This is a genomic window from Terrisporobacter hibernicus, assembly GCF_020809405.1.
Classification (GTDB): Bacteria; Bacillota; Clostridia; order Peptostreptococcales; family Peptostreptococcaceae; genus Terrisporobacter; species Terrisporobacter petrolearius.
In genome coordinates, this window is the sequence record NZ_CP081135.1 from 3,936,280 (window position 1) to 3,958,747 (window position 22,468).

At 27.7% G+C, this 22,468-nt stretch carries 31 protein-coding genes; 4 read left to right on the forward strand and 27 right to left on the reverse strand.

Annotated features, from left to right (window positions below; all coding sequences use genetic code 11):
• Positions 1-67: 67 nt before the first annotated feature.
• From JW646_RS19230 to JW646_RS19250, 5 genes are all read right to left on the reverse strand, one after another.
• Positions 68-1,522 (reverse strand): TcaA NTF2-like domain-containing protein, encoded by a 1,455-nt coding sequence (locus JW646_RS19230; RefSeq protein WP_228416039.1) that lies wholly within the window; start codon positions 1,520-1,522, stop codon positions 68-70.
• An 88-nt stretch (positions 1,523-1,610) separates the two neighbouring features.
• Positions 1,611-2,249, reverse strand: a complete 639-nt coding sequence (locus JW646_RS19235) for a zinc-ribbon domain-containing protein (protein WP_228416041.1) — start codon at positions 2,247-2,249, stop codon at positions 1,611-1,613.
• Positions 2,250-2,497: 248 nt separating this feature from the next.
• Positions 2,498-3,133, reverse strand: coding sequence for a hypothetical protein (locus tag JW646_RS19240; RefSeq protein WP_228416043.1), 636 nt, complete (start codon positions 3,131-3,133; stop codon positions 2,498-2,500).
• Positions 3,134-3,469: 336 nt separating this feature from the next.
• Positions 3,470-3,757, reverse strand: coding sequence for a hypothetical protein (locus JW646_RS19245; RefSeq protein WP_074916844.1), 288 nt, complete (start codon positions 3,755-3,757; stop codon positions 3,470-3,472).
• A gap of 98 nt (positions 3,758-3,855) precedes the next feature.
• Positions 3,856-4,926: an endonuclease/exonuclease/phosphatase family protein gene (locus tag JW646_RS19250; protein ID WP_228416044.1), complete on the reverse strand. Its 1,071-nt coding sequence runs from the start codon at positions 4,924-4,926 to the stop codon at positions 3,856-3,858.
• Between the two features lie 246 nt (positions 4,927-5,172).
• Here JW646_RS19250 and JW646_RS19255 point away from each other — a divergent pair, with 246 nt between their 5' ends.
• On the forward strand, positions 5,173-5,322 hold the full coding sequence (locus JW646_RS19255; protein WP_228416045.1) for a hypothetical protein: 150 nt from the start codon (positions 5,173-5,175) through the stop codon (positions 5,320-5,322).
• Between the two features lie 492 nt (positions 5,323-5,814).
• On the forward strand, positions 5,815-5,898 hold the full coding sequence (locus JW646_RS20310) for a YvrJ family protein (protein ID WP_334302578.1): 84 nt from the start codon (positions 5,815-5,817) through the stop codon (positions 5,896-5,898).
• 268 nt (positions 5,899-6,166) lie between these two features.
• On the opposite strand, the gene JW646_RS19265 is transcribed toward JW646_RS20310, so the two are convergent.
• The 17 genes from JW646_RS19265 to JW646_RS19335 all read right to left on the reverse strand — a co-directional run bounded on the left by JW646_RS19265 (position 6,167) and on the right by JW646_RS19335 (position 16,052).
• On the reverse strand, positions 6,167-6,697 hold the full coding sequence (locus JW646_RS19265) for an OB-fold putative lipoprotein (RefSeq protein ID WP_228416047.1): 531 nt from the start codon (positions 6,695-6,697) through the stop codon (positions 6,167-6,169).
• Positions 6,698-6,732: 35 nt separating this feature from the next.
• Positions 6,733-7,308 carry a hypothetical protein gene (locus JW646_RS19270; protein WP_228416049.1) on the reverse strand — a complete coding sequence of 192 codons (576 nt, stop codon included), beginning with the start codon at positions 7,306-7,308 and terminating at the stop codon, positions 6,733-6,735.
• A 172-nt stretch (positions 7,309-7,480) separates the two neighbouring features.
• Positions 7,481-8,014 carry a hypothetical protein gene (locus JW646_RS19275; protein ID WP_228416051.1) on the reverse strand — a complete coding sequence of 178 codons (534 nt, stop codon included), beginning with the start codon at positions 8,012-8,014 and terminating at the stop codon, positions 7,481-7,483.
• Between the two features lie 104 nt (positions 8,015-8,118).
• Entirely contained in the window at positions 8,119-8,637 is a 519-nt protein-coding gene (locus JW646_RS19280; RefSeq protein ID WP_228416052.1) for a hypothetical protein, read from the reverse strand.
• A gap of 46 nt (positions 8,638-8,683) precedes the next feature.
• Positions 8,684-8,962: a hypothetical protein gene (locus JW646_RS19285; RefSeq protein WP_228416054.1), complete on the reverse strand. Its 279-nt coding sequence runs from the start codon at positions 8,960-8,962 to the stop codon at positions 8,684-8,686.
• A 278-nt stretch (positions 8,963-9,240) separates the two neighbouring features.
• The gene (locus tag JW646_RS19290) at positions 9,241-9,786 is read right to left on the reverse strand and encodes a hypothetical protein (protein ID WP_228107632.1); all 546 of its coding nucleotides are present in this window, start codon (positions 9,784-9,786) and stop codon (positions 9,241-9,243) included.
• A gap of 38 nt (positions 9,787-9,824) precedes the next feature.
• Positions 9,825-9,947, reverse strand: a complete 123-nt coding sequence (locus tag JW646_RS20190) for a hypothetical protein (RefSeq protein WP_255701457.1) — start codon at positions 9,945-9,947, stop codon at positions 9,825-9,827.
• Between the two features lie 195 nt (positions 9,948-10,142).
• Positions 10,143-10,688: a hypothetical protein gene (locus JW646_RS19295; RefSeq protein ID WP_228416055.1), complete on the reverse strand. Its 546-nt coding sequence runs from the start codon at positions 10,686-10,688 to the stop codon at positions 10,143-10,145.
• Positions 10,689-10,805: 117 nt separating this feature from the next.
• Positions 10,806-10,949: a hypothetical protein gene (locus JW646_RS19300; RefSeq protein WP_175487645.1), complete on the reverse strand. Its 144-nt coding sequence runs from the start codon at positions 10,947-10,949 to the stop codon at positions 10,806-10,808.
• A gap of 110 nt (positions 10,950-11,059) precedes the next feature.
• On the reverse strand, positions 11,060-11,362 hold the full coding sequence (locus JW646_RS19305) for a hypothetical protein (RefSeq protein ID WP_228416056.1): 303 nt from the start codon (positions 11,360-11,362) through the stop codon (positions 11,060-11,062).
• A 95-nt stretch (positions 11,363-11,457) separates the two neighbouring features.
• The gene (locus tag JW646_RS20195) at positions 11,458-11,589 is read right to left on the reverse strand and encodes a hypothetical protein (RefSeq protein ID WP_255701458.1); all 132 of its coding nucleotides are present in this window, start codon (positions 11,587-11,589) and stop codon (positions 11,458-11,460) included.
• A gap of 225 nt (positions 11,590-11,814) precedes the next feature.
• Entirely contained in the window at positions 11,815-12,306 is a 492-nt protein-coding gene (locus tag JW646_RS19310) for a hypothetical protein (protein ID WP_148556858.1), read from the reverse strand.
• A gap of 210 nt (positions 12,307-12,516) precedes the next feature.
• Positions 12,517-12,684 (reverse strand): hypothetical protein, encoded by a 168-nt coding sequence (locus tag JW646_RS19315; protein WP_175487650.1) that lies wholly within the window; start codon positions 12,682-12,684, stop codon positions 12,517-12,519.
• A 256-nt stretch (positions 12,685-12,940) separates the two neighbouring features.
• Positions 12,941-14,002 (reverse strand): ACR3 family arsenite efflux transporter, encoded by a 1,062-nt coding sequence (gene arsB / locus JW646_RS19320; protein WP_228416057.1) that lies wholly within the window; start codon positions 14,000-14,002, stop codon positions 12,941-12,943.
• Between the two features lie 113 nt (positions 14,003-14,115).
• Complete coding sequence (arsM, locus tag JW646_RS19325) at positions 14,116-14,874, reverse strand: arsenite methyltransferase (RefSeq protein ID WP_228416058.1); 759 nt, start codon at positions 14,872-14,874, stop codon at positions 14,116-14,118.
• Positions 14,875-14,919: 45 nt separating this feature from the next.
• On the reverse strand, positions 14,920-15,663 hold the full coding sequence (locus JW646_RS19330; protein WP_074916895.1) for a metallophosphoesterase family protein: 744 nt from the start codon (positions 15,661-15,663) through the stop codon (positions 14,920-14,922).
• Positions 15,660-16,052, reverse strand: a complete 393-nt coding sequence (locus JW646_RS19335; RefSeq protein WP_228416059.1) for an ArsR/SmtB family transcription factor — start codon at positions 16,050-16,052, stop codon at positions 15,660-15,662. Before JW646_RS19335 ends, JW646_RS19330 begins: the two co-directional genes overlap by 4 nt.
• 195 nt (positions 16,053-16,247) lie before the next feature.
• On the opposite strand from JW646_RS19335, the gene JW646_RS19340 reads away from it, so the two are divergent.
• A complete protein-coding gene (locus JW646_RS19340; protein ID WP_228107620.1) occupies positions 16,248-16,520 on the forward strand; it encodes an ArsR/SmtB family transcription factor in 273 nt (90 codons plus the stop codon).
• A gap of 119 nt (positions 16,521-16,639) precedes the next feature.
• A complete protein-coding gene (locus tag JW646_RS19345) occupies positions 16,640-17,644 on the forward strand; it encodes a permease (protein ID WP_228416061.1) in 1,005 nt (334 codons plus the stop codon).
• Positions 17,645-17,797: 153 nt separating this feature from the next.
• On the opposite strand, the gene JW646_RS19350 is transcribed toward JW646_RS19345, so the two are convergent.
• The 5 genes from JW646_RS19350 to ftcD form a co-directional block, all read right to left on the reverse strand.
• Positions 17,798-18,388, reverse strand: coding sequence for a DedA family protein (locus JW646_RS19350; RefSeq protein ID WP_228416062.1), 591 nt, complete (start codon positions 18,386-18,388; stop codon positions 17,798-17,800).
• Positions 18,389-18,424: 36 nt separating this feature from the next.
• On the reverse strand, positions 18,425-19,630 hold the full coding sequence (locus tag JW646_RS19355) for an MFS transporter (protein ID WP_228416064.1): 1,206 nt from the start codon (positions 19,628-19,630) through the stop codon (positions 18,425-18,427).
• Positions 19,631-19,779: 149 nt separating this feature from the next.
• Positions 19,780-20,418, reverse strand: a complete 639-nt coding sequence (locus JW646_RS19360) for a cyclodeaminase/cyclohydrolase family protein (protein ID WP_206923433.1) — start codon at positions 20,416-20,418, stop codon at positions 19,780-19,782.
• Between the two features lie 33 nt (positions 20,419-20,451).
• Entirely contained in the window at positions 20,452-21,375 is a 924-nt protein-coding gene (locus tag JW646_RS19365) for a sulfite exporter TauE/SafE family protein (protein WP_228416066.1), read from the reverse strand.
• Positions 21,376-21,409: 34 nt separating this feature from the next.
• Complete coding sequence (ftcD, locus tag JW646_RS19370; RefSeq protein WP_228416068.1) at positions 21,410-22,384, reverse strand: glutamate formimidoyltransferase; 975 nt, start codon at positions 22,382-22,384, stop codon at positions 21,410-21,412.
• Positions 22,385-22,468: the final 84 nt, after the last annotated feature.

Consider the following 22,468-nt stretch of genomic DNA (forward strand, 5'->3'; position numbering starts at 1 on the left):
AGAAAAATATACAATTTTAGGTAAACTACCAACTCAAAACTTTGTGGAATAATTAACTAAATATATCTTATTTTTCAATCGTTTCTAATTTAGTTAACTTATAAGTTTTATCTATGTCATTAAATATAAATTCGTATTTATTTTTAAATACTTTTTCCTTTTGCTCATCATCTTTTGTTATTTCATATACTTCTTTTACAGTTATACTACCTTTTCCTTCATCCTCATTATAATCAAAATTAATTATCTCATGATTAACATATCTTTCACTTACACCTTTTTCATAGAACTTAGGTACATTACCTTTTTGCTCATTATATAAATCACTACCTACACTAAGATAGTCTTCTATATATGAAAAATCATTGTAATTTACTGCATCTGCAAAGTAGTATAAATAATCATAAATCAATGTGGATACAGAGTCTTTCACTTCGTCTGATGATGGTGGCTTAGTATATTCATAGGTTAAGTATATATCTGAACTTCCAATAATTTCTACCATATTACTTTTTATGCTCTTTCCTTTATATTTTAAAATACCATATACAGTATCACCATCATTTAATCCTGATATTGTTTTAATTTCTCTTGCTGTTTTACCTGTACTTTTGTCGTTTACGTAGATGATAGCCTCTGCTTCATCACTATTTATTTTATTGTTGTTAATAGTTCCTTCCATGTCTATGTAGTTTGTTAGTTCTCCATAGAAAAGATCTATTTCTTTAGATGCTTTTGTCTTTGCAAATTCATTGTCACATGATATAACTAATTTATATTTTCCTGGTAAAAATGGCCCTATTTCTCCACCTTTTAGATCTTCCTCTATTAAATCTTTCCCACTATATAAATCAATTTTTGCGTCTTTATATGTGGATTCTAATTGTATATATCTAGGATTTACACCTATATAGTACTTTTCTTTAAACAATACCTTCTTACTTACTATATTAAATGGACTATTGTTATCTGTACTGCCTTCCACTGGATACATTTCTCTTAAGTATTGAATATCATTATTTAAATTTGATGGATTTTCTTTGTAGTATTGTATTATTAGTCCTAAGCTGTCTTGTGATATATTTAATCTTTTGTCACTGGAAATCATTATTTTTTTTAGTTTAGATGGATTGTCATTTATTATTGCTTCCTCAAATTGATTAATTACTTTTTCTTGAGTTTGTGGTATTGAAACAACTGTTACCCCTGCAATAAATAGTACTGAAATTGAAAGTATTAGAATTTTTTGTAGTTTGTTTAGATTTATAACTTTGTTTACAACTTTTTCCCCATTTTTTTTAAGAAATGATTTTGCTTTTTTAGAGTTTTTTGTTACTTCTGTGCCTATATGGCCAAATGTTGTATCTTCAACATTTTTGTATGTATTGTTAGAATTTGTGTTACTATGATTGCCATTTTCCTTTTGTAAATTTATACTATTTGTATTTTCTATTTTATTACCACATTTATAGCAGTATTTTTCATTGTTACTTACTTCTGTGTTGCATTTATTGCACCTCATAATTTCCGCCCTCTCAAATATTTTAATTTTTTAAACATAAACTAAAAAAGACATTGAACCTTAAATCCAATGTCCTTATAATATAATTTTAATAGTAATAAGACATTGCCCCAAACATTGAGCCAAACATAACTACAGATAAGAATATTAATATAACTGCTAAAATTGCTGGTATTAAGAATAATACTAGTGGAAGCACCATATTTGTACCACCATTTTTGCTTATTAATGATTGTCTATAACTACTATCTGCACAATTAATTTCTTGGAATTTTTTATTTACATGATCTAAGTATAGTGAATTGGCAAAAGTACCTAAACCTATCCAAATGCATATATCTAATATCCATCCTATAATAGGAATAAATGATAATAGTAAACTTGCTAAAAAATATAATAAACCTTGCACGTACATTTTTCTATATAACAGCCAATAAGTACCTGCCAAAAATGCTGACCAGTTCCAAGTTTTTTTGTCTCCAGTCATTTTAATTTGCTCAAATTTTCCTAAATAGAACATTTGATTTTTTGAAATAAATATGTTCATTTCTTCTTCGCTATAATCAGTCCTATTATAACTGCCTCCAGAGTTTCCTCCCTCTGAATTATTTTTGCTAAGTTCTACCCTTTTTAGAGGCTTTCCACAATTGTTACAAAACGAACTTGTTGCTTGATTTTCTTTACCGCACTGAGTACAAAAAACCATGGTTGAATCTGTTGATTCCATATGCATCATCCTTTCTTAATAAATTACTTAAAAATAAAGCTGTAAATTTTTATATTAATTATCTATGTAAAACCGTACAACTTTATTAACCCGAAGAGTATAATATCATATATTATTTTCTAAATTTGTCGGAATTTGTATTTTGAATGTATTTTTTTAATAAAAATAATATTTTTTATCGTAAATAGTTTTATTTTAGCAAACAAATATCCAGCCTAATAATTTAAGCTGGATATTTTACTTATACATTAATTACTTTTCTTTTTTTCCTTACTGTCCATATAAATTTTTGTTGTTACATTCATATTCTCATCTAATTTTTTCTTATTGTCATTTAATGACTTTAGCAAACTTCCTTTGTTGTTTTGGTCATACTCATTATTTAATAACATTGTTGTATCTTTTATGTACTCTTTCATAACCTTAGCCACATCATATATGTCACCATTGTCAGAATCTAATTTGCAAGCTATGTATGATGCCAAGTAGTAATTATCTTCCAAGTCATCTGTCAACTTTTCGTTTTTGTACTGATCAATTAAATAGTTCATTGCTTCTTGCTTAATATCCTTTGACGTATTTGCATTTAAATCATCTAAGGCTACTAGTTTATCAATAGTTTTCAACTTATCTTCTGTTTGTTCTAGATGAGAAGTTATTTCCTTTGATTTGTTAGCATATTTGGCCACTTTATCAAAAGATTTTATATTTAAATTCTGAAGTTTTTCTTCATTTTCTAATTTATTTTTATTTTCTTCGTATGCTTTGTTCACTTCTTCTGGTGTTTTTAAGTCTGATAAATTAACACTTGAACTATTTGAGTTACATCCTACTAAACCTAACATTAAAATACATAAGATACTTTTTTTTAGAATTGATTTCATAATACCCCCTATTTACCATTTTGCCAAATTTTGTTATCCAACAATCATTATATCATTTTGTTTAAATTGTTTTGGTAGTATTTATAAGTATTACTACTTTCTACTTTGTATTCTAATAAAGTTTGCTTTTTCAATTTTCATTTGATGCATATTGACTGTTTTTTCCCAGGAAGTCATCTGTATTTCTATTTTGTTTAGTCCAGGCTATGTTAGCGTTTTTGTTATAAATATTGCATAAAAACAACCACACCTTAGAGTTTTCAATACATGGTATTCTAAGGTGTGGTTGTTTTTATAACGTACTATAAATTATTTGTAATATACTAAAATTATTTATTAATTACTTTGATTTTTATAAAAATTTTCAAGTATCATTAATTCAACTTGCAAATCTTCTTTTTTTCTTTTGCTAGTAAAATAACCAATAACCATCCCTATAAATGCATATAAAAATACATTTGCTATTTGCCAAACTAAATTATCTGATACAATTGTATATAGCTCACCTACCAGAAGACCTACAAACCCTCCAATAAATCCTGCTATGCCCATTTGTTCTATTATAAATGTTGATAGTGATTTTCTTTTTCTTTCTATGACTTTACTTAATAGTTTCTTATCCATAAAATGTTCACGTCCTCGCTGTTTGTATTATGTAGTCATTGCCAACTATAGCTGAATTATATAATATATCAGCAATCCTTGTATTGCAAGTATTATTTCTATTTTAGTTTAAATGTTAATTTAACAGGATTGTGATCACTATATATAAAGTCTTCATCTATATTTTCTGCTCTAGCTTCAACATTGTCCGATACAATAAACCCATCTAAAACTGAAGTATAGTTAACACCTTTTTTATAGGGGATATCACAGCTTCTACAAGTTGGAACTTCTGTATTGTTTAAAGCTTTTACAACACTCATTCCTTTCACAATATCCTTGTCATTTAGCTCAAATACCCACTCAGGAATTTTCTGCTTACTTTCAAATGCATCTACAGTTCCTCCTAAAGCGTGATTAAAATCTCCACCAACAATTACATAATTTCCTTTTTTATATTCTTCTTCCATGATTTTGTTAAGCAATTTTAACTGGCGTACTCTTATAGTACCACCTTTATCATAAGCAGACATGTGATTATTTATAAGAACTAGTTCCTTATTATTTTCCACTGGATAACGTGATATTGTAAAACAACGATCCAAGTCGAAGAATTTAGTAAAAAAGCTTTCATCTACTGGATAGCTTTTTCTTGTTGCTGATGTGGCCTTGTATTTTGACATGGTAAGCACTCCTGCCTCCACACTTCCATGGGGTTCATTTAAAGGATATAACATATATGGTGCATGAAAATTCAGTGCAAATATGCTTGAGTAATTTGGAAGTTTTTCCTTGAAACTTTCCTTTTGATTTATATTATAACTACGAGTCGCATTCACATCTACTTCTTGTAGCAATGCAAAATCAGGTGAAAGTTTTTTTACTGTTTCTATGGATCCATTAGTATTTTTTAGAGCATTTTCTTTGCTTACTGCTCTTGAATGTTCTCCCACAAGGGCAGTCCCATCTTCCATTTCTCCAGTATCCATAAAGAAGGAATAATCCTGGTCATAAGCTCCAAAGCCAATGTTGTATGTAACCGCTGAGTAATCTTCACCTTTTTTTAAGGTTTCTTTTTTATTGTTGGTGATTTCCAGTGACTGATCGTCTTCTATTCTATAGTAGTTAATTTGCATATAAACTATATAACCTACTACAAAAACTGCAAGTGCTACTAATACACCACCCACACCAATAAGTACTTTATTTAAGGTTTTTATGTTCTTCGCCCCCTCTTTATTGTTTTGTCATATTTTATAAGCACTAATATTAATATTATATCAGCAAATTCCATTAGAATATATAAAATCCCTTTTACTTGGAGTGTATAATTTCCTTTATTAGTTAATTTTATTAGTTATAAAAGAGGTTGTTCCTAATATACTGTTGTATATATTTATTATAATTAATAAATAATTAAAAAGGAGAGGGATAAAATGTCAAAAGAAAAGCCTGAATTAAAAAATGGAGACCAAACTTATAGAGTAAATAGTGATAATTTTGGTATGTCTGAAGATAAAGTTTATGGTGATTTTTATAGTGATGCATGTAAAGACGCAGATGATGACGATGAAATACCATTCTAGATAATCATAACAATTTAAATATCTTGTTAAATAAAGTTATGTATCAAAATCTACTGCACACCACTTTATTTATTTATTTTGAACTAAATTTCTCAACTGAGCATAAGAAAGTCATAAGAAAATATAACATTTCTTATGACTTTCTCAATTTACTCCATTAAACTCCTTGGCTATATTTCTGTTTCTTTCACGTATACGCAAAGTTTTGTGCAATGGTATATATACTTACACCTCCACATATCTGACGTAATATTCTTATAAGCTTTAACATGGCTGTTATACCCAAATGAGTTTTTCCCACACCTTCTCTTCCACAGATTAACAAAGAGGAGTTATTATTAGAAAATTTCATCACTTGGTGTTTGCCCTTAATTGGGTAGGGATTTTCTCAGAATAAATGAAAAGAAACTTTTAATGACTTTTAAAAATACTTTAGGTAATAGCTTTTCTAGAGTCTAGTCAGGTGATTTAAATGCTGATTAACAATCTCTCATGGCTAACCTTGGTTTTCCCATAGCAATTTTTCTCTATTTGTTAGTTAGAATTGAAGGTAAACTTCAAACTCTGACAGATTAAGCGATCTATCTCACTATATTACTAATATGACCAATAAGTAAAGAAAAGGTGTGTATCTTTTTAATTAGATACGCACCTTTTTATTCTGTATAAAACAATATTATTCTAAATGCAATATATAGCAATGTTCCTGAAACAATGATATTTACTAACACGCTTTTAAATTTACTTGTATTGTTCAGCTTTGATAATATAAAGGATGCTAAATAATTTCCCAAATAAGTAATAATTATAGAACATAATATACAGGCTATAAAAAGCCACATTTTTAAGCTCCCCCATTCTCTAATTTTAAATATTTCACATCTAAACATAATCTACTATCATCTCTTAGAAAATTCCCATAAAAAATCATTTTATCCCCTACATGTATGCTTTCTACATATTTAATACATTTTTTATTAGCAAGTATTGCTGATGCTCCTACACAATATTTGTCATCACTTGCCATTTCTATAAATATGTCTTTATACTCATCAAATTCAATATGTGATACTGTGCCTATTAACTTTATGTATTTATCACAATATTTTTTATCAGCTCTCTCTTCATTTTCATTATAGTCATTTAACAATTTGCTCTCTTCTATTTCAATTTTTGCTTTTTTACCTTTAATAAGATAAGCCCATAATGCTAATGCTATTACAAATGTGCAAGTACTATATCTTAAAATATCCATATAGTATCCACTTTTAAATGTGGAAATTATACCTACTGACCATAAAACCCAAAATGCTATAGACTCTACTTTCGAGTCATTGGTGTAATAAAGTTTTGAACATCTAATTAATTTTTTCATTCTCATCCCCCATTGCCTAAGCAAGTATCTACTGATCATTTTGTCATATCAAATGATTTAGATATTTTTTCCATAGTTTCTTTGTCTACTGATTTATTTGCAACTAAGAATGTAGAATTATAATCGTCTCCCTCAAAACAAATAAGGTAATTATTAATAATCTTACCATTTAATTCAAAGGTGCAAGTACTATAAGTTGCGCTATTAGAAAATGTACAGGATTCTGTTTCAGGATATTTGAAAGGAGGTATAAATACGTTTTTTACACTTATATCATTTCCTAAGTCATAATTTTCAAAATAATACCCCTTATCATCCCCTTCATTTTCATCAAAATCTTCCTCATTTTCATATAAAGCATCATTTGAAATTAATTCATACTGAATCAAATAAACATTACTTCCTTTTTCTTTTATAGGCTTATCAGCAAAATATAATAATCCTTTTTCTGTTTTAAAACATTTCCACTCTTTTGGAACTTTTATAGCCCCCACATTTTTTAACTTTATTTCTTTATAGTCTTTGTATTTATTAATATATTGATATAAAAGAATTGAAATTGCAGATACAATTATTATTACTATAGAAATAATAATTCTTTTTTTCTTCATAATATCTCCCCTTTAAAGTATAATGCTTAAATCCATCTTTGTTATATGTTGTAGTATCCATAACTTTTTCTTTGGTAACTACAAAGTTTTGCCTTGCCTTATTTCCACCTCTATTAAAAAATTCCCAAGTATTTTTAGGTTTATAATATCAGTATCATTATTGAATATCGTTTTAAAACTCATTTTTAAATCTATTATATTCCTCTGTAGAAATACTAATATTTTTCTGACTTCTATCATAAAGTTTAATACATAATTTTTGTCCAAAATAACCTTTATCCACATAATAGGATTCTATGCTACTTATCTTAAACTTTCCATTCCACATACTTATAATTAAATTTTCACTTATATAAGAATAGGTTAGTATACTTAACAATAAAATTATTATTGATAATAATAAATAGATATCAATAATGTCATATATAAATTTATTAAAACTGTTAAATATCATTATTAAGATTAATATATTTTTTAAAATAATTAAGTATATTACACCTACCCATACTCTTTTAGGTAATTTTAAAGGCTTATATTTTAGCATTATTTTAATTCTTTTACTAATCACTAATATTATTAAGATATATATTAAGTATTTAATGCATGCCATTATAGAAGTATTTATATATAAATTTTTTATATACACAATGACTATGATACATAATATATATGATAGTATTTTATCAATATATAATAGTTTCTTCATTTTAGAATATAACCTCCCTTTTATCTTATATAATTCAACTTTGGTAAACATCTTGTCTAAAAAAATTTTGAATTTAATAACTATTTAAGATAAAATAAATTTGTTTATTCTAATAATACATACCTTTGAATTTTCTGGTTTGTCTTTATGCCACTTTCTATTACAATATCAGTATCTTTAATTGGAATATCATCGTCATCTTTATATATTCCTAATATGAATTGTGTTAGGTTCTTAATTTTAGTACCTGGTTTTATAACTTTATCTAACTTTTTTGTATACTCAGTATAAACCATGTCTGAGTCAATATCTTCTTCAATATTAAATTCATCATCTTCTCTATCTTTCGTAATATTAGAAGATAAAGTAGTATTAAAAGCACATAAATCACTCAAACTTAACTTATCTCCTACTAAAGGTATTTCTTTGTCTCCTTCATATCTTAAATCAAAATATATGACAATATCAGGCTCATCTTTTACAATTTTGCTAATTGTCATGTATACTCTCTTATTCCCTTGAGAGTTATCTTTTTTATATATTAAAAATTCCTGTCCTACTTTAATATTATTGTGAGTTTTTTTATATTCCAAATTGATTTGAGTTATTATTTTCTTAGACATAGGAATTAATATAAAAATAGATATGATAACTACAAATAATATTTTTTTATTTTTTTTTATACCAATCATTTATCGTTTTTAGCAATATTACGCTTATACAAATAAATGTAATTATTATACTAATAGAAAATATTAGCATTGTTACAATACTTAACTTATCATTAAGTTTTTGAATTATTAAAGTTATTCCACCTAAAAATATGTTTATATACCCTATAATTTTTATCATGTTTATTGAATTGTTGTTTTTTGATATTTTATATATGAAAATCAGTACTGCTCCTACAATTATTTGCGTTATACTCATTGATAAAACCCACTCCATAAATATCCCCCTTGTATAATCTAGTTGTAATATTTGATCGAAAACTTTCTAATAATCTAACGAACATTAACAACTTTTCTAAATTTAAAAATCTTTGACGCTTACCTTTAAACCTTTTATTTATATTGCTATGAAAGATGTTACAAACTTAGTCGTCCAATAAGACCAATATCTATTCATTTCAATATTTCTACAAGATGAATAAACAAAATCTTCTACCTTTTTATTTAACCAATCCAATTTATTAGTCGTATGATTTATAAGATTTACTCAACACCTTATAGCACCATATCTTCTAATTTATTTACTATCCTTTTATATTCATCTAGAGACATTCCTATTTGTTTTTTGCTACTATCTTTTAATTCCAAATCTAACGTTTGAATAAGTAAGCCACTATTAAAATGAATTTTTTCAACATCATCCAAATTAATTATTCCATCCGATACTGTAACTATTTTATTCCCATATAAATAGGAGTAAAATAAAACATACACTCCATATCCAGGAAATAAAAAGATTTCGATTAAAGTAAATTCTACTATATTAGTAATACTCGTCCCTACTAAAATGAATATTAGTATTATTTTAACTATAATTAAATACAAACCTGCTAAAGTTTCTTTTAAAGGACCTTTTTGACTAGGTTTATATTCAGTTACAATCTTAAATTTTCTATTAATATAAATTAACATTAGTAATTCTATAATATAAATTAATATCTTATAAAAAGAAAAATTTATATATAGCTTTCTAAATATGAATATGGATAATATTAATATTAGTAACAATAGAGCGTAATCTATGTAGTATATTTTCCTCATTAAAAATCTATCTCCTTTGAGCAATTCTTATTAGTTTCTTAAGGGCAGCCGCATTTTTTATTCAAAGCTACAGCACGTACTCTATCACATCCTGTAAATGTTATTTGTGGTCTACTAACAATCATAAGTATTGCTATTTTAAAAGAACCTGAAATTCCCACTAAAGAAATTACTATCCCCTATACTTCTTATCACCCAAAGTGGACATAATCATAAGCCACTGGTGAAGTTCTATTTTGTCTAAGTCTTTTTATAGATATAATTTCTTAAAACACGCTCAAAATCACTTAAGACCAGTACTATTTAAATAATAATTTTAACTATTATAAGCTCTCTTTCTCTAATAAAATATACAGTTAATTTGTCATATCATATGACTTAGCTATTTTCTCTACAACTTCTTTATTAATTGATTTGTCTAAAACTAAAAATGTAGTATTATAAGATCCACTATCAAAATTTATAAGGTAAGAATTAATACTTTTACCATTAAATTTTAATGTACAATGTTCATAATAACTACTATTGGAAAAAATATATGATTCATTATCAGGATAAGGAGGTATAAAGATATCTTTTACCCTTAACCAATTTCCTAAATCATGATTTTCTAAATAGTATCCATTATCAACATCTTCTTTAGTATTTATATCATCTGAAGCAACTTCATATTGAATTAGGTAAATCTTGCAATCATCTTCTTCAATGGCTTTATCAGTAAAATATAGTAATCCACCTTTTGTTGTGTCGCAGTACCAATCTTTAGGAACTTTTATAATTCCTATATTTTTAATATTTATTTCTTTATATTTGCTATACTCCGTAAAATATTTATATGCAAAAAACATTAATATAGAAAGTGTAGCAAGAGCTGCTCCTCTAATAATCTTTCTTTTTTTCATATACTCCTCCATAATATAAATAGAATAATTATATTCATCCGTACTGTATCTTGTAGTACCCATAACATTTTCCTTGGTAACTACAAAATTTAAACTTATCATTCTTTTCAAAACTAGTCAGTTCTTTTTATAAACTTCCAACAACTGACTACAAGGTAAACTGAAGACTTCTTTTTCTTTATTTGTTATGGAAGTAGAAAGTCTGTTGTCTACATCATAAGTATTTTCTACAGTTACCTTTGTCACACTATCTTTTTCCATAGTTTGATTCCCGTTTTTGTCATAAGAGTAAACCTTATTTGATGTTTGTTTTCCATATTCTTTTATAGTTTTTACTTTACCATGTGAGTCAGTAGATGATGAGTTTACTTCTATTTATCAATTATCAAGAAAACCAATAACATAATTAAGAATAAGTTTAATATTAAATCCCCCCAACTTATTTTCTTTTTTATTAAATTAGAACAAATATTAGTAATTATTAAAAGAATAAGTAAAACTATTAAAATAATCTTTCCAATAATACCTCTATAATCAGTTATATTGCAAAAAGTCAAAAATACAAACCCAATTGTCCAAAGTATATTATGATAATACTCCATTTTATTTTTTGATTTCTCAATACTTGAACCAAACAGAAATATACCAAATATTGAAAATATAATTAATGACATCAATCTCCTCCTATATGTTCTTATATAATAATCCCCTATGTTTATTAACAATAATCAATGTACATAGGAGATTGCTGTACCTTAAATTTTTTGATTTATATAGCTATGAAAAAAGTTACAAACTTAGTTGTCCAATAAGACCAATGTCTATTCATTCCAACATTTCTACAAGATGAATAAACAAAATCTTCTATCTTTTTATTTACCCAATCCAATTTCTTAGTCATATGATTTATAAGATTTACTCAACACCTTATAGCACCATACCTTCTAATTTATTTACTATCCTTTTATATTCATCTAGAGACATTCCTATTTCTTTTTTGCTACACCTAATTATTTTATCCATAATTTTCCCTCTATTTATAATAGTTATCTATTTGAAATAATAAAATTAAAACACAAAATTGGCACACCCCCATATATAGCAATGGGAGTGTGCCAATTAAACTCTAACTTGCTGCATTCATGTTATCTAACATTGACTGCACTTTTTTAATCTTGTAAGGATTTACATACTGTGGATTTAGTGTTAATACTATTTTGTCCATTTTTTTCAAATATAAGACAAATTTTATTTCTCTTAACTTAACTGGAGTATTGCGAGTATGCCCAAATGAAGAAAACCTTTTTTCATCTTTTGCTTTCATCTCTTCTATTCCTTGTAAATCATAATCAATCTCTGTTTTTAATATATCTTTTATATAAATTTTATTTTCGTAATCACAAAAACTGTATTTCATATAATCATCTATTATTGCTAAATATCCATTATCTATAAAATCCACAAATTTTACTTCCCCTATTTTCCCCAATTCATCTTTTATTGAATTTTCATAAGCTAATCTTTCTTTAACGTTATCCTTTCTATTTAAGCCTTTTGTCTGAACTAATGTTGCTATAAAAACTACAAATAAAAATAAACCCATTAAGCCAATTACCATATTTTTACTCCTTTACCAAACCTTTACTTATATAATAAACCTTTACTTATATAATAAACCTTTAATCTTGCAATTTCAACATGATAGTTAATCTAAATATTCAAATTATTATTCTATATATATTATGAAAATTTTATACCATTTTGATAATCTTATTTTCTATCATAAACTTCTCCTCTTTAGTAATTTAAAGGCCAGATATAGTATAAGTTATTTATAAACTTTCATTAATACTAGTGCATAAATAAGCAAAATTATTAAAGCACTTACATTTATAATTCCTTGAATTTGGGGATTATTAAGAAATACAGTTGTAATAAAAACAACTCCTGTAATTAAAAGTAAAAAGTTATAGCTATTGAAAAAAAATTTTTTCATAGAATACCTCCAGATATATATCCCAGCTTTTAAACTACCAAATTTTAGATTATTTTCTCACTTTTATTATACATTAAATATAAATAAACTTATCTTAAGATTTCTTATTGTAATTAAAACAGGATTTATAATATTTTTTTAGTATAAATTAACTATTTCTCCAAGGTTTGTTTTAATCATCATATGAGTAATACATAAAGAAAGGTGGGTATCCTTAATTAGATACTCACCTTTTCATAATTTCCATGAATTTTTATTAAGAAAAATGCTTTCTAGTTTTATTAGCTATCCATACAAGACAAAGCATTACAGGAACTTCCACTAACACACCTACAACTGTAGCCAGTGCTGCTCCTGAGTTAAGTCCAAATAAACTAATAGCCACTGCAACTGCCAATTCAAAGAAATTACTAGCACCAATCATACCAGCTGGAGCTGCCACATTATGCGGTAACTTCCATACCTTACACCATCCATATGCTAAGAAGAATATAAAGAATGTTTGTATAGTAAGTGGTATGGCAATTAATCCTATGTGAACTGGGTTATCTATTATTTTTTGTCCTTGGAAAGCAAATAATATCACTAATGTTAGCAATAATCCCACTACTGTTATCCCATTAAACTTGGCTAAAAATACATTTTCAAAATAATCTAGTCCTTTTTTCTTTATTATCATAGTTCTAGAAAAATATCCTGCTACAAATGGTATTATTACAAATAATACAACTGATAGTAATAATGTATCCATTGGAACAGCTACATTAGTTACACCTAGTAAAAATGCCACAATTGGAGCAAAAGCTATTAATAAAATAAGATCATTAGCGGCTACTTGAACTAACGTATATGCAGGATTTCCTTTTGTTAAATGGCTCCACACAAATACCATTGCTGTGCAAGGGGCTGCACCAAGTAGTACTGCTCCTGCCAAATATTCCTTAGCCAAATCAGCTGGAATTATATTTTTAAAAACTATTATTAAAAAGAAATAAGCTATTGCATACATGGTAAAAGGTTTTATTAACCAGTTAGTTCCACAAGTTACAATTAAGCCTTTCTTTTGTTTTGCTGCATCTTTTATGGCCGAAAAATCTATTTTTAACATCATAGGATAAATCATCAACCAAATTAATATTGCTACAGGTATGGATACTTGGGCATAAGTAAACTTATCTAAAGTTTGTGGAATTTGTGGTAAATATACACCAATTAGAACTCCTACTACTATACATAGTGCTACCCAAATTGTTAGGTATTTTTCAAATAAGCCAAGTCCTCCTTCTTTATAGTTTTCATTAACATTTTTATTACTCATAATTTTCCTCCTTATTTGCATAATCATATTCAAATATATGAATATGTTATTTTAAAATTATACTAAGAACAAAGTAAGTTCCTTTATCCTTAGTTAATATATAATATTATAATTTACTTGGTAGCTCTAACAGAGGCTGACATAATATACTCCCCTACCTTTAAGTTATGTCCCCACTTAGCTTCATATTCTTTAGACACAGGTTTTACATCTATGTTTATATTTTTAAATCCTGATTTTTCTAAATAATTTTCCAATTCTTCAACTGAAGAAGCACCTGTAACTCAGCCACAATACAGCTTTTCATCTTGTTTCATTTCACAAGTTAGCTCTTTCATAAGCACTATATCTGATATAGACACCCTTCCACCAGATTTTAATACACGATAAGCTTCATCGTATACTCTTTGTTTATTTGGAGATAAATTTATTACACAGTTTGATATAATTATATCTACAGTGTTGTCAGCAACAGGTAAATTTTCTATTTCACCCAGTCTAAAATCCACATTAGCATAATTATTATCTATTGCATTTTTTCTTGCTTGTGTTAACATTTCTGGTGTCATGTCAACACCAATAACATATCCATTTTTCCCTACCTTTTTTGATGAAAGAAAACAATCAAATCCTGCTCCACTACCTAAGTCTAGTACAGTTTCCCCTTCTTTTATATTTGCTATAAGGTGAGGATTTCCACAACCAAGGCCTAGATTAGAATTTTCTGGAACAACATCTAACTCTTCCTCTGAATATCCAATACTCTTTGAAATGTCTTCTCCGCAACATCCAAGTTTTGACTCTTTAGTTACTATTTTTTTATAGCTGTCTCTTACAGTATTTCTAATATCACCTTTATTAAAATCATTCATTTTATATATACCTCCTGTATTAAATTTCATAATTAAATAAGAACTTTATTTTCCACTGCCTTTTCTTAAAAGATCTGCAAAGCTATTTGGTAATATTTCATTTTCTTCAATTTCTTTAGCTATTGTTTCATAATCATAACTTACTTCTACTATTTCAACATTAATTGTAGAAGGTGTTTTATTTATTTCATCATCATTTTGAATATCTATTATTACATAATTGGCATCAGGTTTATTAGTTTTAGGCTTTCCCACACTTCCTGCGTTTATTAGTAGTTTTGATCCATATTGCTTAAAATAAGGAATATGAGTGTGACCACAAACTAAAATATCTTCTTTTACTTCACCCATTACTTCCTCTGCTTCTTTGGAGTTTTCTTTTAAATATTCATTAATTAGCCTAGTGCTGCCATGAACAAATCTTATAGTCTTGTTGTTAAAAGTAAGCACTAATTCCTTTGGTAAGTTTCTCAAATAAGCTTTGTTTTCATCACTAGTTTCTTGTAAAGTAAAACTCATAGATGCACTGGCCTTTTGTGCGTCTTTAGGATCTGGGTAATCACATCCACAAACAAGTCTATAATTTCCTATGGCGTCATCATAGTTACCCATTATTGTTAAAACTTTATTTTTTCTTATGGTATTTATAACTTCGTTTGGTCTAGTGGCATAACCTACTAAATCTCCTGTACACACAATCAAATCAACATTTCTTTTTTCTATGTCTTCTAATACTGCATCCAGGGCGTAAATATTACTGTGTATATCTGATATAACTCCTATTTTCATTGACTATTCTCCTTATCTTGTGTTGTCTTATTATTTTTATATTTCTCTATGGATTCACAGCACATTCCATCATTTTTAAATTTTTTAAGATTTTCATAGTCATTATTTAAATTGTCTATATTGCATAATTCTTTTTCAATAATCTCTTTTAGGAAGTTGTGCTTATTAATTGTTTCTTCATTTATTTTGTAATAAACATATTTTGCTTCTTTATAATAAGTAACTAACTTGGCATTCATCAATTTGTTCAAATGCCTAGACGCATTTGATTGGGAAATTCCTAAAACTACTTCTATTTCACAAACACATAAGTCACCATGACTTAGAATATTAATTATTCTCAGCCTGGTATCATCACCCAGAGCTTTTAACATTTGTATTAATTCCACTTTGTCACCTCATTTATATATAATCATATTCATTTATACTCATATGATATGTTATAAGTAAAGATTTGTAAACTGATTTTCCTAAAATAAATCAATTTTTTTTGATTTAATAACTATATTTTGTCCATATTAATAATAAATATTTTTATTAGTTTCAAATAATTTGATATAATAATTAATAATGGAGGTATTATTATGGAAAATTTAGAATTAATCTTTAAAGCATTATCTGATCCTATCAGATTACAAATATTAAAAAAACTATACTCTGAGGAAAGTGTGTGTGTTTGCAAGCTAGTAGATATGTTTGATATATCCCAGTCAAAACTTTCATATCACTTAAAAATGCTACTTTCCGTAAATCTTATAAGTAAAACTTCCATGGGAAAATGGAATTATTATTCTGTTAATAAAGATAGTATATCAAGAGTTTTAACTTATGAAGTAATTCAAAAATTATTTTTATAAAGGGTTCTCAAATCAATTTTTTTTGATATAATAAATATAAGTATATTCAATAACAATTGGATATACTTTTATTTATCATTTTAACATCAATTTTTTTTGATGTATCAACAGGAGGTTTTATGAACGCTTTTAATTTTTTTACAGAACAAATCCTAGGTATGAAGTGGTTATCTAATTTAATCACCATATTTGTGGAAAACATTTTAAAACTAGATGTTTCATCTAGAATAGGTGGCAGTATTCAATTTTTTATTTATGATACTATAAAAATATTTATACTTTTAACTGTACTTATATTTTTTATATCATACATACAAAGTTACTTTCCACCAGAAAAAACAAAAAGAATATTGACAAAATTTAAGGGCATTTCTGGTGCAACAATTTCAGCCCTTTTAGGTACTGTAACTCCATTTTGTTCTTGTTCAAGTATTCCTATTTTTATTGGTTTTAGTAATGCAGGATTACCTTTAGGCGTTACATTCTCATTCTTAATATCATCACCTATGGTAGACATAGCTTCTCTACTATTACTTGCATCATTCTTTGGTATGAAAATATCTATTGTTTATGTAGTTTTAGGCCTTCTAATAGCTATAGTCGGTGGTACTATAATAAGTAAACTTAATATGGAAAGTGAAATAAGAACTTACAATGAAAAAACAAGAGATTTGTATGACGAATCAGAGGACTTTAACCAAAAGCAAAGATTAAACTATGCTTTAGATGATACTAAAATTATAGTAAAAAATGTTTATAGGTATGTATTTATAGGTGTTGGAATAGGTGCTTTAATTCATAACTGGATACCACAAGATGTAATTCTTTCCATATTAGGTCACGAGAATCCTTTTTCTGTACTTATTGCTGCAGTAGTTGGTATTCCCATGTATGCAGATATTTTTGGTACTATTCCTATTGCTGAGGCATTGTTTATGGCTGGTGTTCCTATTGGTACTATTTTAGCATTTATGATGAGCGTTACCGCTTTATCTCTTCCATCAATAATAATGTTAAGTAAAGTGGTAAAGCCAAAATTATTAGTTATTTTTGTTGGAATAGTTACTGTTGGCATAGTTATAACTGGCTACATATTTAACAGTTTTAGCTTTTTATTAATGTAGTAATGTATAAGTAATTTCTCAATGAATTTAAATTCATTTAACAATTTAAAATTTGTATCAATAAATAAAAGACCTCTCAATATTCATAAAATATTAAGAGGTCTTTCTTTTTCTTTATATGTATAACTAAATCAAAGGTATTGCACTACTGATTTACATTTTTTCTTTTTTAATATAAAATATTATCATAACAATAACTACCAATAGTCCAACTACCAGTGAGTAATCTTTAACTATCTTAGTTATTAAAGTAAGATTATCTCCAAGTACATAACCTAAAGATATTAGTATGGTGTTCCACAAACTTATACCTATAGTAGAATACAGTATAAAAATATTTATGTTCATCTTATTTATACCTGCAGGAATGGATATTATGGTCCTTGCTACAGGTACCATTCTTGCCAGCATAACAGACATTTTTCCATATTTGTTCATCCACCACATGGACGCCTTAATTGAAGGTTGTGTTCTAGGATATTTCTTTGACATATATTTAAGTATAGGTTTACCAAAATACAATCCTAACAAATAGTTTGTAATACTACCAACTATTCCCCCAAAAACTGAAATCACAAGAGCTAGGGCAAAATTCATATTTCCGCTAGATGCCATTATGCCTATAAATGGTAACACCACCTCACTAGGCAGTGGAAAATTTGCATATTCAAGTAAAACTACTAAAAATATACTTATCATTCCATAATCTTCTATTAAATTTTCTGCTACTATACTAAAATCCAAACCTCATCCTCCTATAATTCATATCATCAAATTTATCTAATCATTTACATTCTTAAGATTCTTTAGCAAAATCATTCCCACTGCACCACTTGCACAAATAGCCGTAATTATCATCCAAGCCACAAATATACCACAGGCATCTATTACATCCCCCATTATCATAGGACCAATAGCATACCCTGCACCTGATATCATGGGGAAAATCGAACTTATCCTTCCTCTATGAGATGACGGCGTATTATTTGCAATAAAGGCTTGGGCATTTGTTACTATAAGAACTTCACCAATAGTTAATGCTAATGTGGCAACAAAAAAAGATATTTTATAATATGCAAAGGCATATATAATAAAACTCAATCCATATAACATTCCACCTGCACTCATAATATTCAAAGTTCTGTATTTTTTAGTAAAATAAGTTAATATAGGTGTAAAAGTAATTACTATAATACCATTGAATCCACCTAAAAAACCATAAAGTCTAGCTCCACCTTCATTAAACAATTCCCCTAGCTGAATAGGTAGTGTAAATACCCATTGACTATACGCAAATTGAAATAACAACATCATTAATGGAAATAAAAAAAGTATGGGTCTTTTTAGAATAACACTTAATGTTGATCTTTGTAAATCTTCTTCTTCAAAGTCTAACACAACTTCCTTTTGTTTATTTGGTTCTTTTATATAAAATATAATTAATAAAAGTGCAATAACAGTTGTGGCAGCATCACCTATAAAAATCAAAGGCAAATAATTGTTGTACAAAAAACCTCCAATCATGGATCCTATGGAAAATCCTATGTTCACACCCATATATAGTAATGAATAAGAACTCTTTCTATTACTTTCATTTGTTAAATCTGCATTTAGGGCATCATAGGCAGGCATTGAGATAGAATAAAAACAAGAAGACAGTATCATAAATTTAGCTGTTGTGATTGATAGTGGAATTATTCCACAAATTATTAGCATTATAATGCCCATTGTCTGAAATATGGTTATTACTTTTTTTCTTCCTATGGTATCTGTTAATTTTCCTCCCATTATAATACATGGCACTTGACATACTGCCATAAAAGTAACAAGTTCACCAGCTTCTCCTGCACTCATTCCCAGTTTTTGCGTTAGTATTAAAGACATTAAAGGTTGAACAAATGCCCCCATTGCATTAACTATTTTCCCTAAAAATAATATGTAGATTTCTCTTGGTAAGCCTTTGTAGGTACTTAATAGGTTATTCATCTTATCACCCACTTAATTTTAATCTCACTATTAAGTTTAGTTTATACGTTGCTTCAACACAATTATTTTTTATACTACTTTATTTCTTATTTACGATAAAAAACAATATTAACCTACCTCACAAAATTGAGGTAGGTTAATATTGTTTTTTATTTTAATTGGGATTCAATACTATTAATAATACGCTCTTTCCTTTTTTTACTCTTTTCTAATATTATTTCACATTTTTCAGTTAACTCTTTTTTCCTATCTTCATCCTTTAATCCTAAAATATTAATTTTTACATTTAGTAATGCTCCTTCTACAGCAGCTTCTACAAGTAGTGCTGCCACTCCTGTATCTGACAATGCATTTTTATTTCCATATTCTGCTGCTATATCTATATAATTATATAATTTATAAGCTTTCTGAGAAACTTCAAAGGGAATTTCTAATGCTTCATTATTTCCTCTTTGTATTTTTTCTTTTCTTATTTGAATTTCTTCTTCTGTATTTTTAGGCATTTTGAATGCATCCATCAATGATAAAAAAGCAGAAGTATCTTTTTCCATAAGATCTAAAAATTCCTTTTTGTAATTTTCTCCATGGTTTAATGATTTTACAATTTCATCTTTTATAAAGTCTTCGTATTCCATGTATTCTTTCTTTCCTATTGTAAGGTTGAGTACCATGGTTACTAATGTACTAGCTATAGATGCAGAAAGTGCAGACACACTCCCACCACCTGGTGCAGGAGAGTTGGACCCCAATTCATCTATAAAATCTTTTACAGTTAAATCTTGTAACATTATATATTCTCCTAAATAATATAAATTTTAAATCTAATTGCTTTCAATTATTTTATTACTTTGTACCTTATTTTCTTGAGTAGATTTATTCTTCTTTAATGCTGATCTGAACATAGTAGCTGATGTATATAGAACTACTACGAAAACCACTCTCTTAAGAATATCAATAGGTAATGATTTTACAATATAAGCAGCTATTAAAACTCCTATAACTCCAAATATACTAAATGCTAAAGAAGCTTTTCTATGGTATACTCCCTCTTTTATGAATTTAACTGAACAGATAGGTTGTAAAAATGCAGTTGAACCCATCATTAGTGGAAAAGCAACTAGTGGAGATAATCCTAAAGCAAAGGATAATGCCATTATTGGAGCATACATTCCTATACCTACACAGTTAGTGATACCCAGTACAAAACATACACCACATCCAATTGCTAATTTAATACCAGTAAGACCTATAAGTTTTCCCTCCATTGGAAATACTTCTAAGAATCCACATAGCATTAAAAGTGCCACAGCTACTAAAGCAGTTCCCATTGCAAGCTGAATTTTCTTTTCTGGCAATTTAGAAACAATACCAGCACCAAAATATGCTCCTAACATAGAGGATGCTATCATTAAAACTAATGTTAATATATCTACTTTTACTATTGTCATAAAAATTAATGCTTCAGTTACCACTGATGTAGTTGTAGCTACATTTAGTGTTCCTGGAATAAGCTTATCATTCATCATTTTCCCAATTTTAAAGGTAGATGTTGATAATGCAAAGCTTCCCACTCCCAAACTATCGAAAAAGTTTACTACCAAGCCAACTAATGCAAATGCCCCAAATTTCCCTTCTTTTTCAAGCCTATCTTCTCTTTTAGCTTTTAAATAATCCTTTCCAAATATATAGAGAAAGTATAATGTTAAAATTACTAATGCACATAAAATAATTTGTATAGCATTCATATTTTTCTCCTTTTACACATATACATCATGCATATTATCCTAAATGAGATTCTATAATTGAACTTACTTTAAATCCTTCTAAGCCCATGTTTGCTTCAAGACAATCTATAAGTCCACCATAGTTTCCATCAAATTTATAACCATATTTACTAGCAGAGTCTACTAAATATTGAAGTTTAACTGGTCCAACAAGCCCTGTTCCAATTACTTTAGTTCCTCTTTTTTGAGCTTCTTTGTCTACATAGTCCCTAAGCATTGCTAGTGGTGTATTTGTACAATCAAACACGTTCATTGAAACTGCTGTACCTGCATGTCCCTCGTCTTTGAATCCTACACTTTTTATAGAAGTAAATCCATGATCAGGACTTTTTACTAGTTTAGCTATTTCTTTTGCTATTGCTTCATCTTCTGACTCCACATATACATTATAAGCAACCAAGCCTTCCTCATCAGCAGTTACAGTAACTGCACCCATCTTTGAATCAAGCTTTCCATCTATTGAAAGATCTGGCTTTCTTATTTCATAATCAGGATGATTTTCATCTTCTAATATAGCTTTTAATCCTTCATATTGACCTTTTCTTATGTTTGTATTAGATTTTTTGTATTCAGTTCTAGCATTAGCTCCTGAGAAATAAACTGGTACATTGTAAGTTTCAAACAGCCCTTTTCCTATTTCTTCTGCTAAAACCTTTGTTTCTTCCATAGTCATATTTTGAAGTGGAAATACTGGCGCAGTATCTAATGCTCCTATACGTGGATGATCTCCTTTATGCACTTCCATGTTTACATCTTCATATACGGCTCCTGCCATTTCAATCATTGCCTTTTTACAAAACTGTGGTTCACATATAAATGTAAGTACTGTTCTATTAAAATTTTCTTCTGGTTCTACACCTACAATTTTAACTGTATCTACGCTATCTACAGCATTTACTACCTTGTCTATTAACTCTTTATTTTTACCTTCACTAAAATTTGGAACAGCTAAAACATATTTTTTACTCATTGTTGTAAATCCCCCTTAAAAATTTTTATTTTTCTTTATACCACAATTGTATTTACCTGCCGTCATTAAAGCGTCAATAATAAA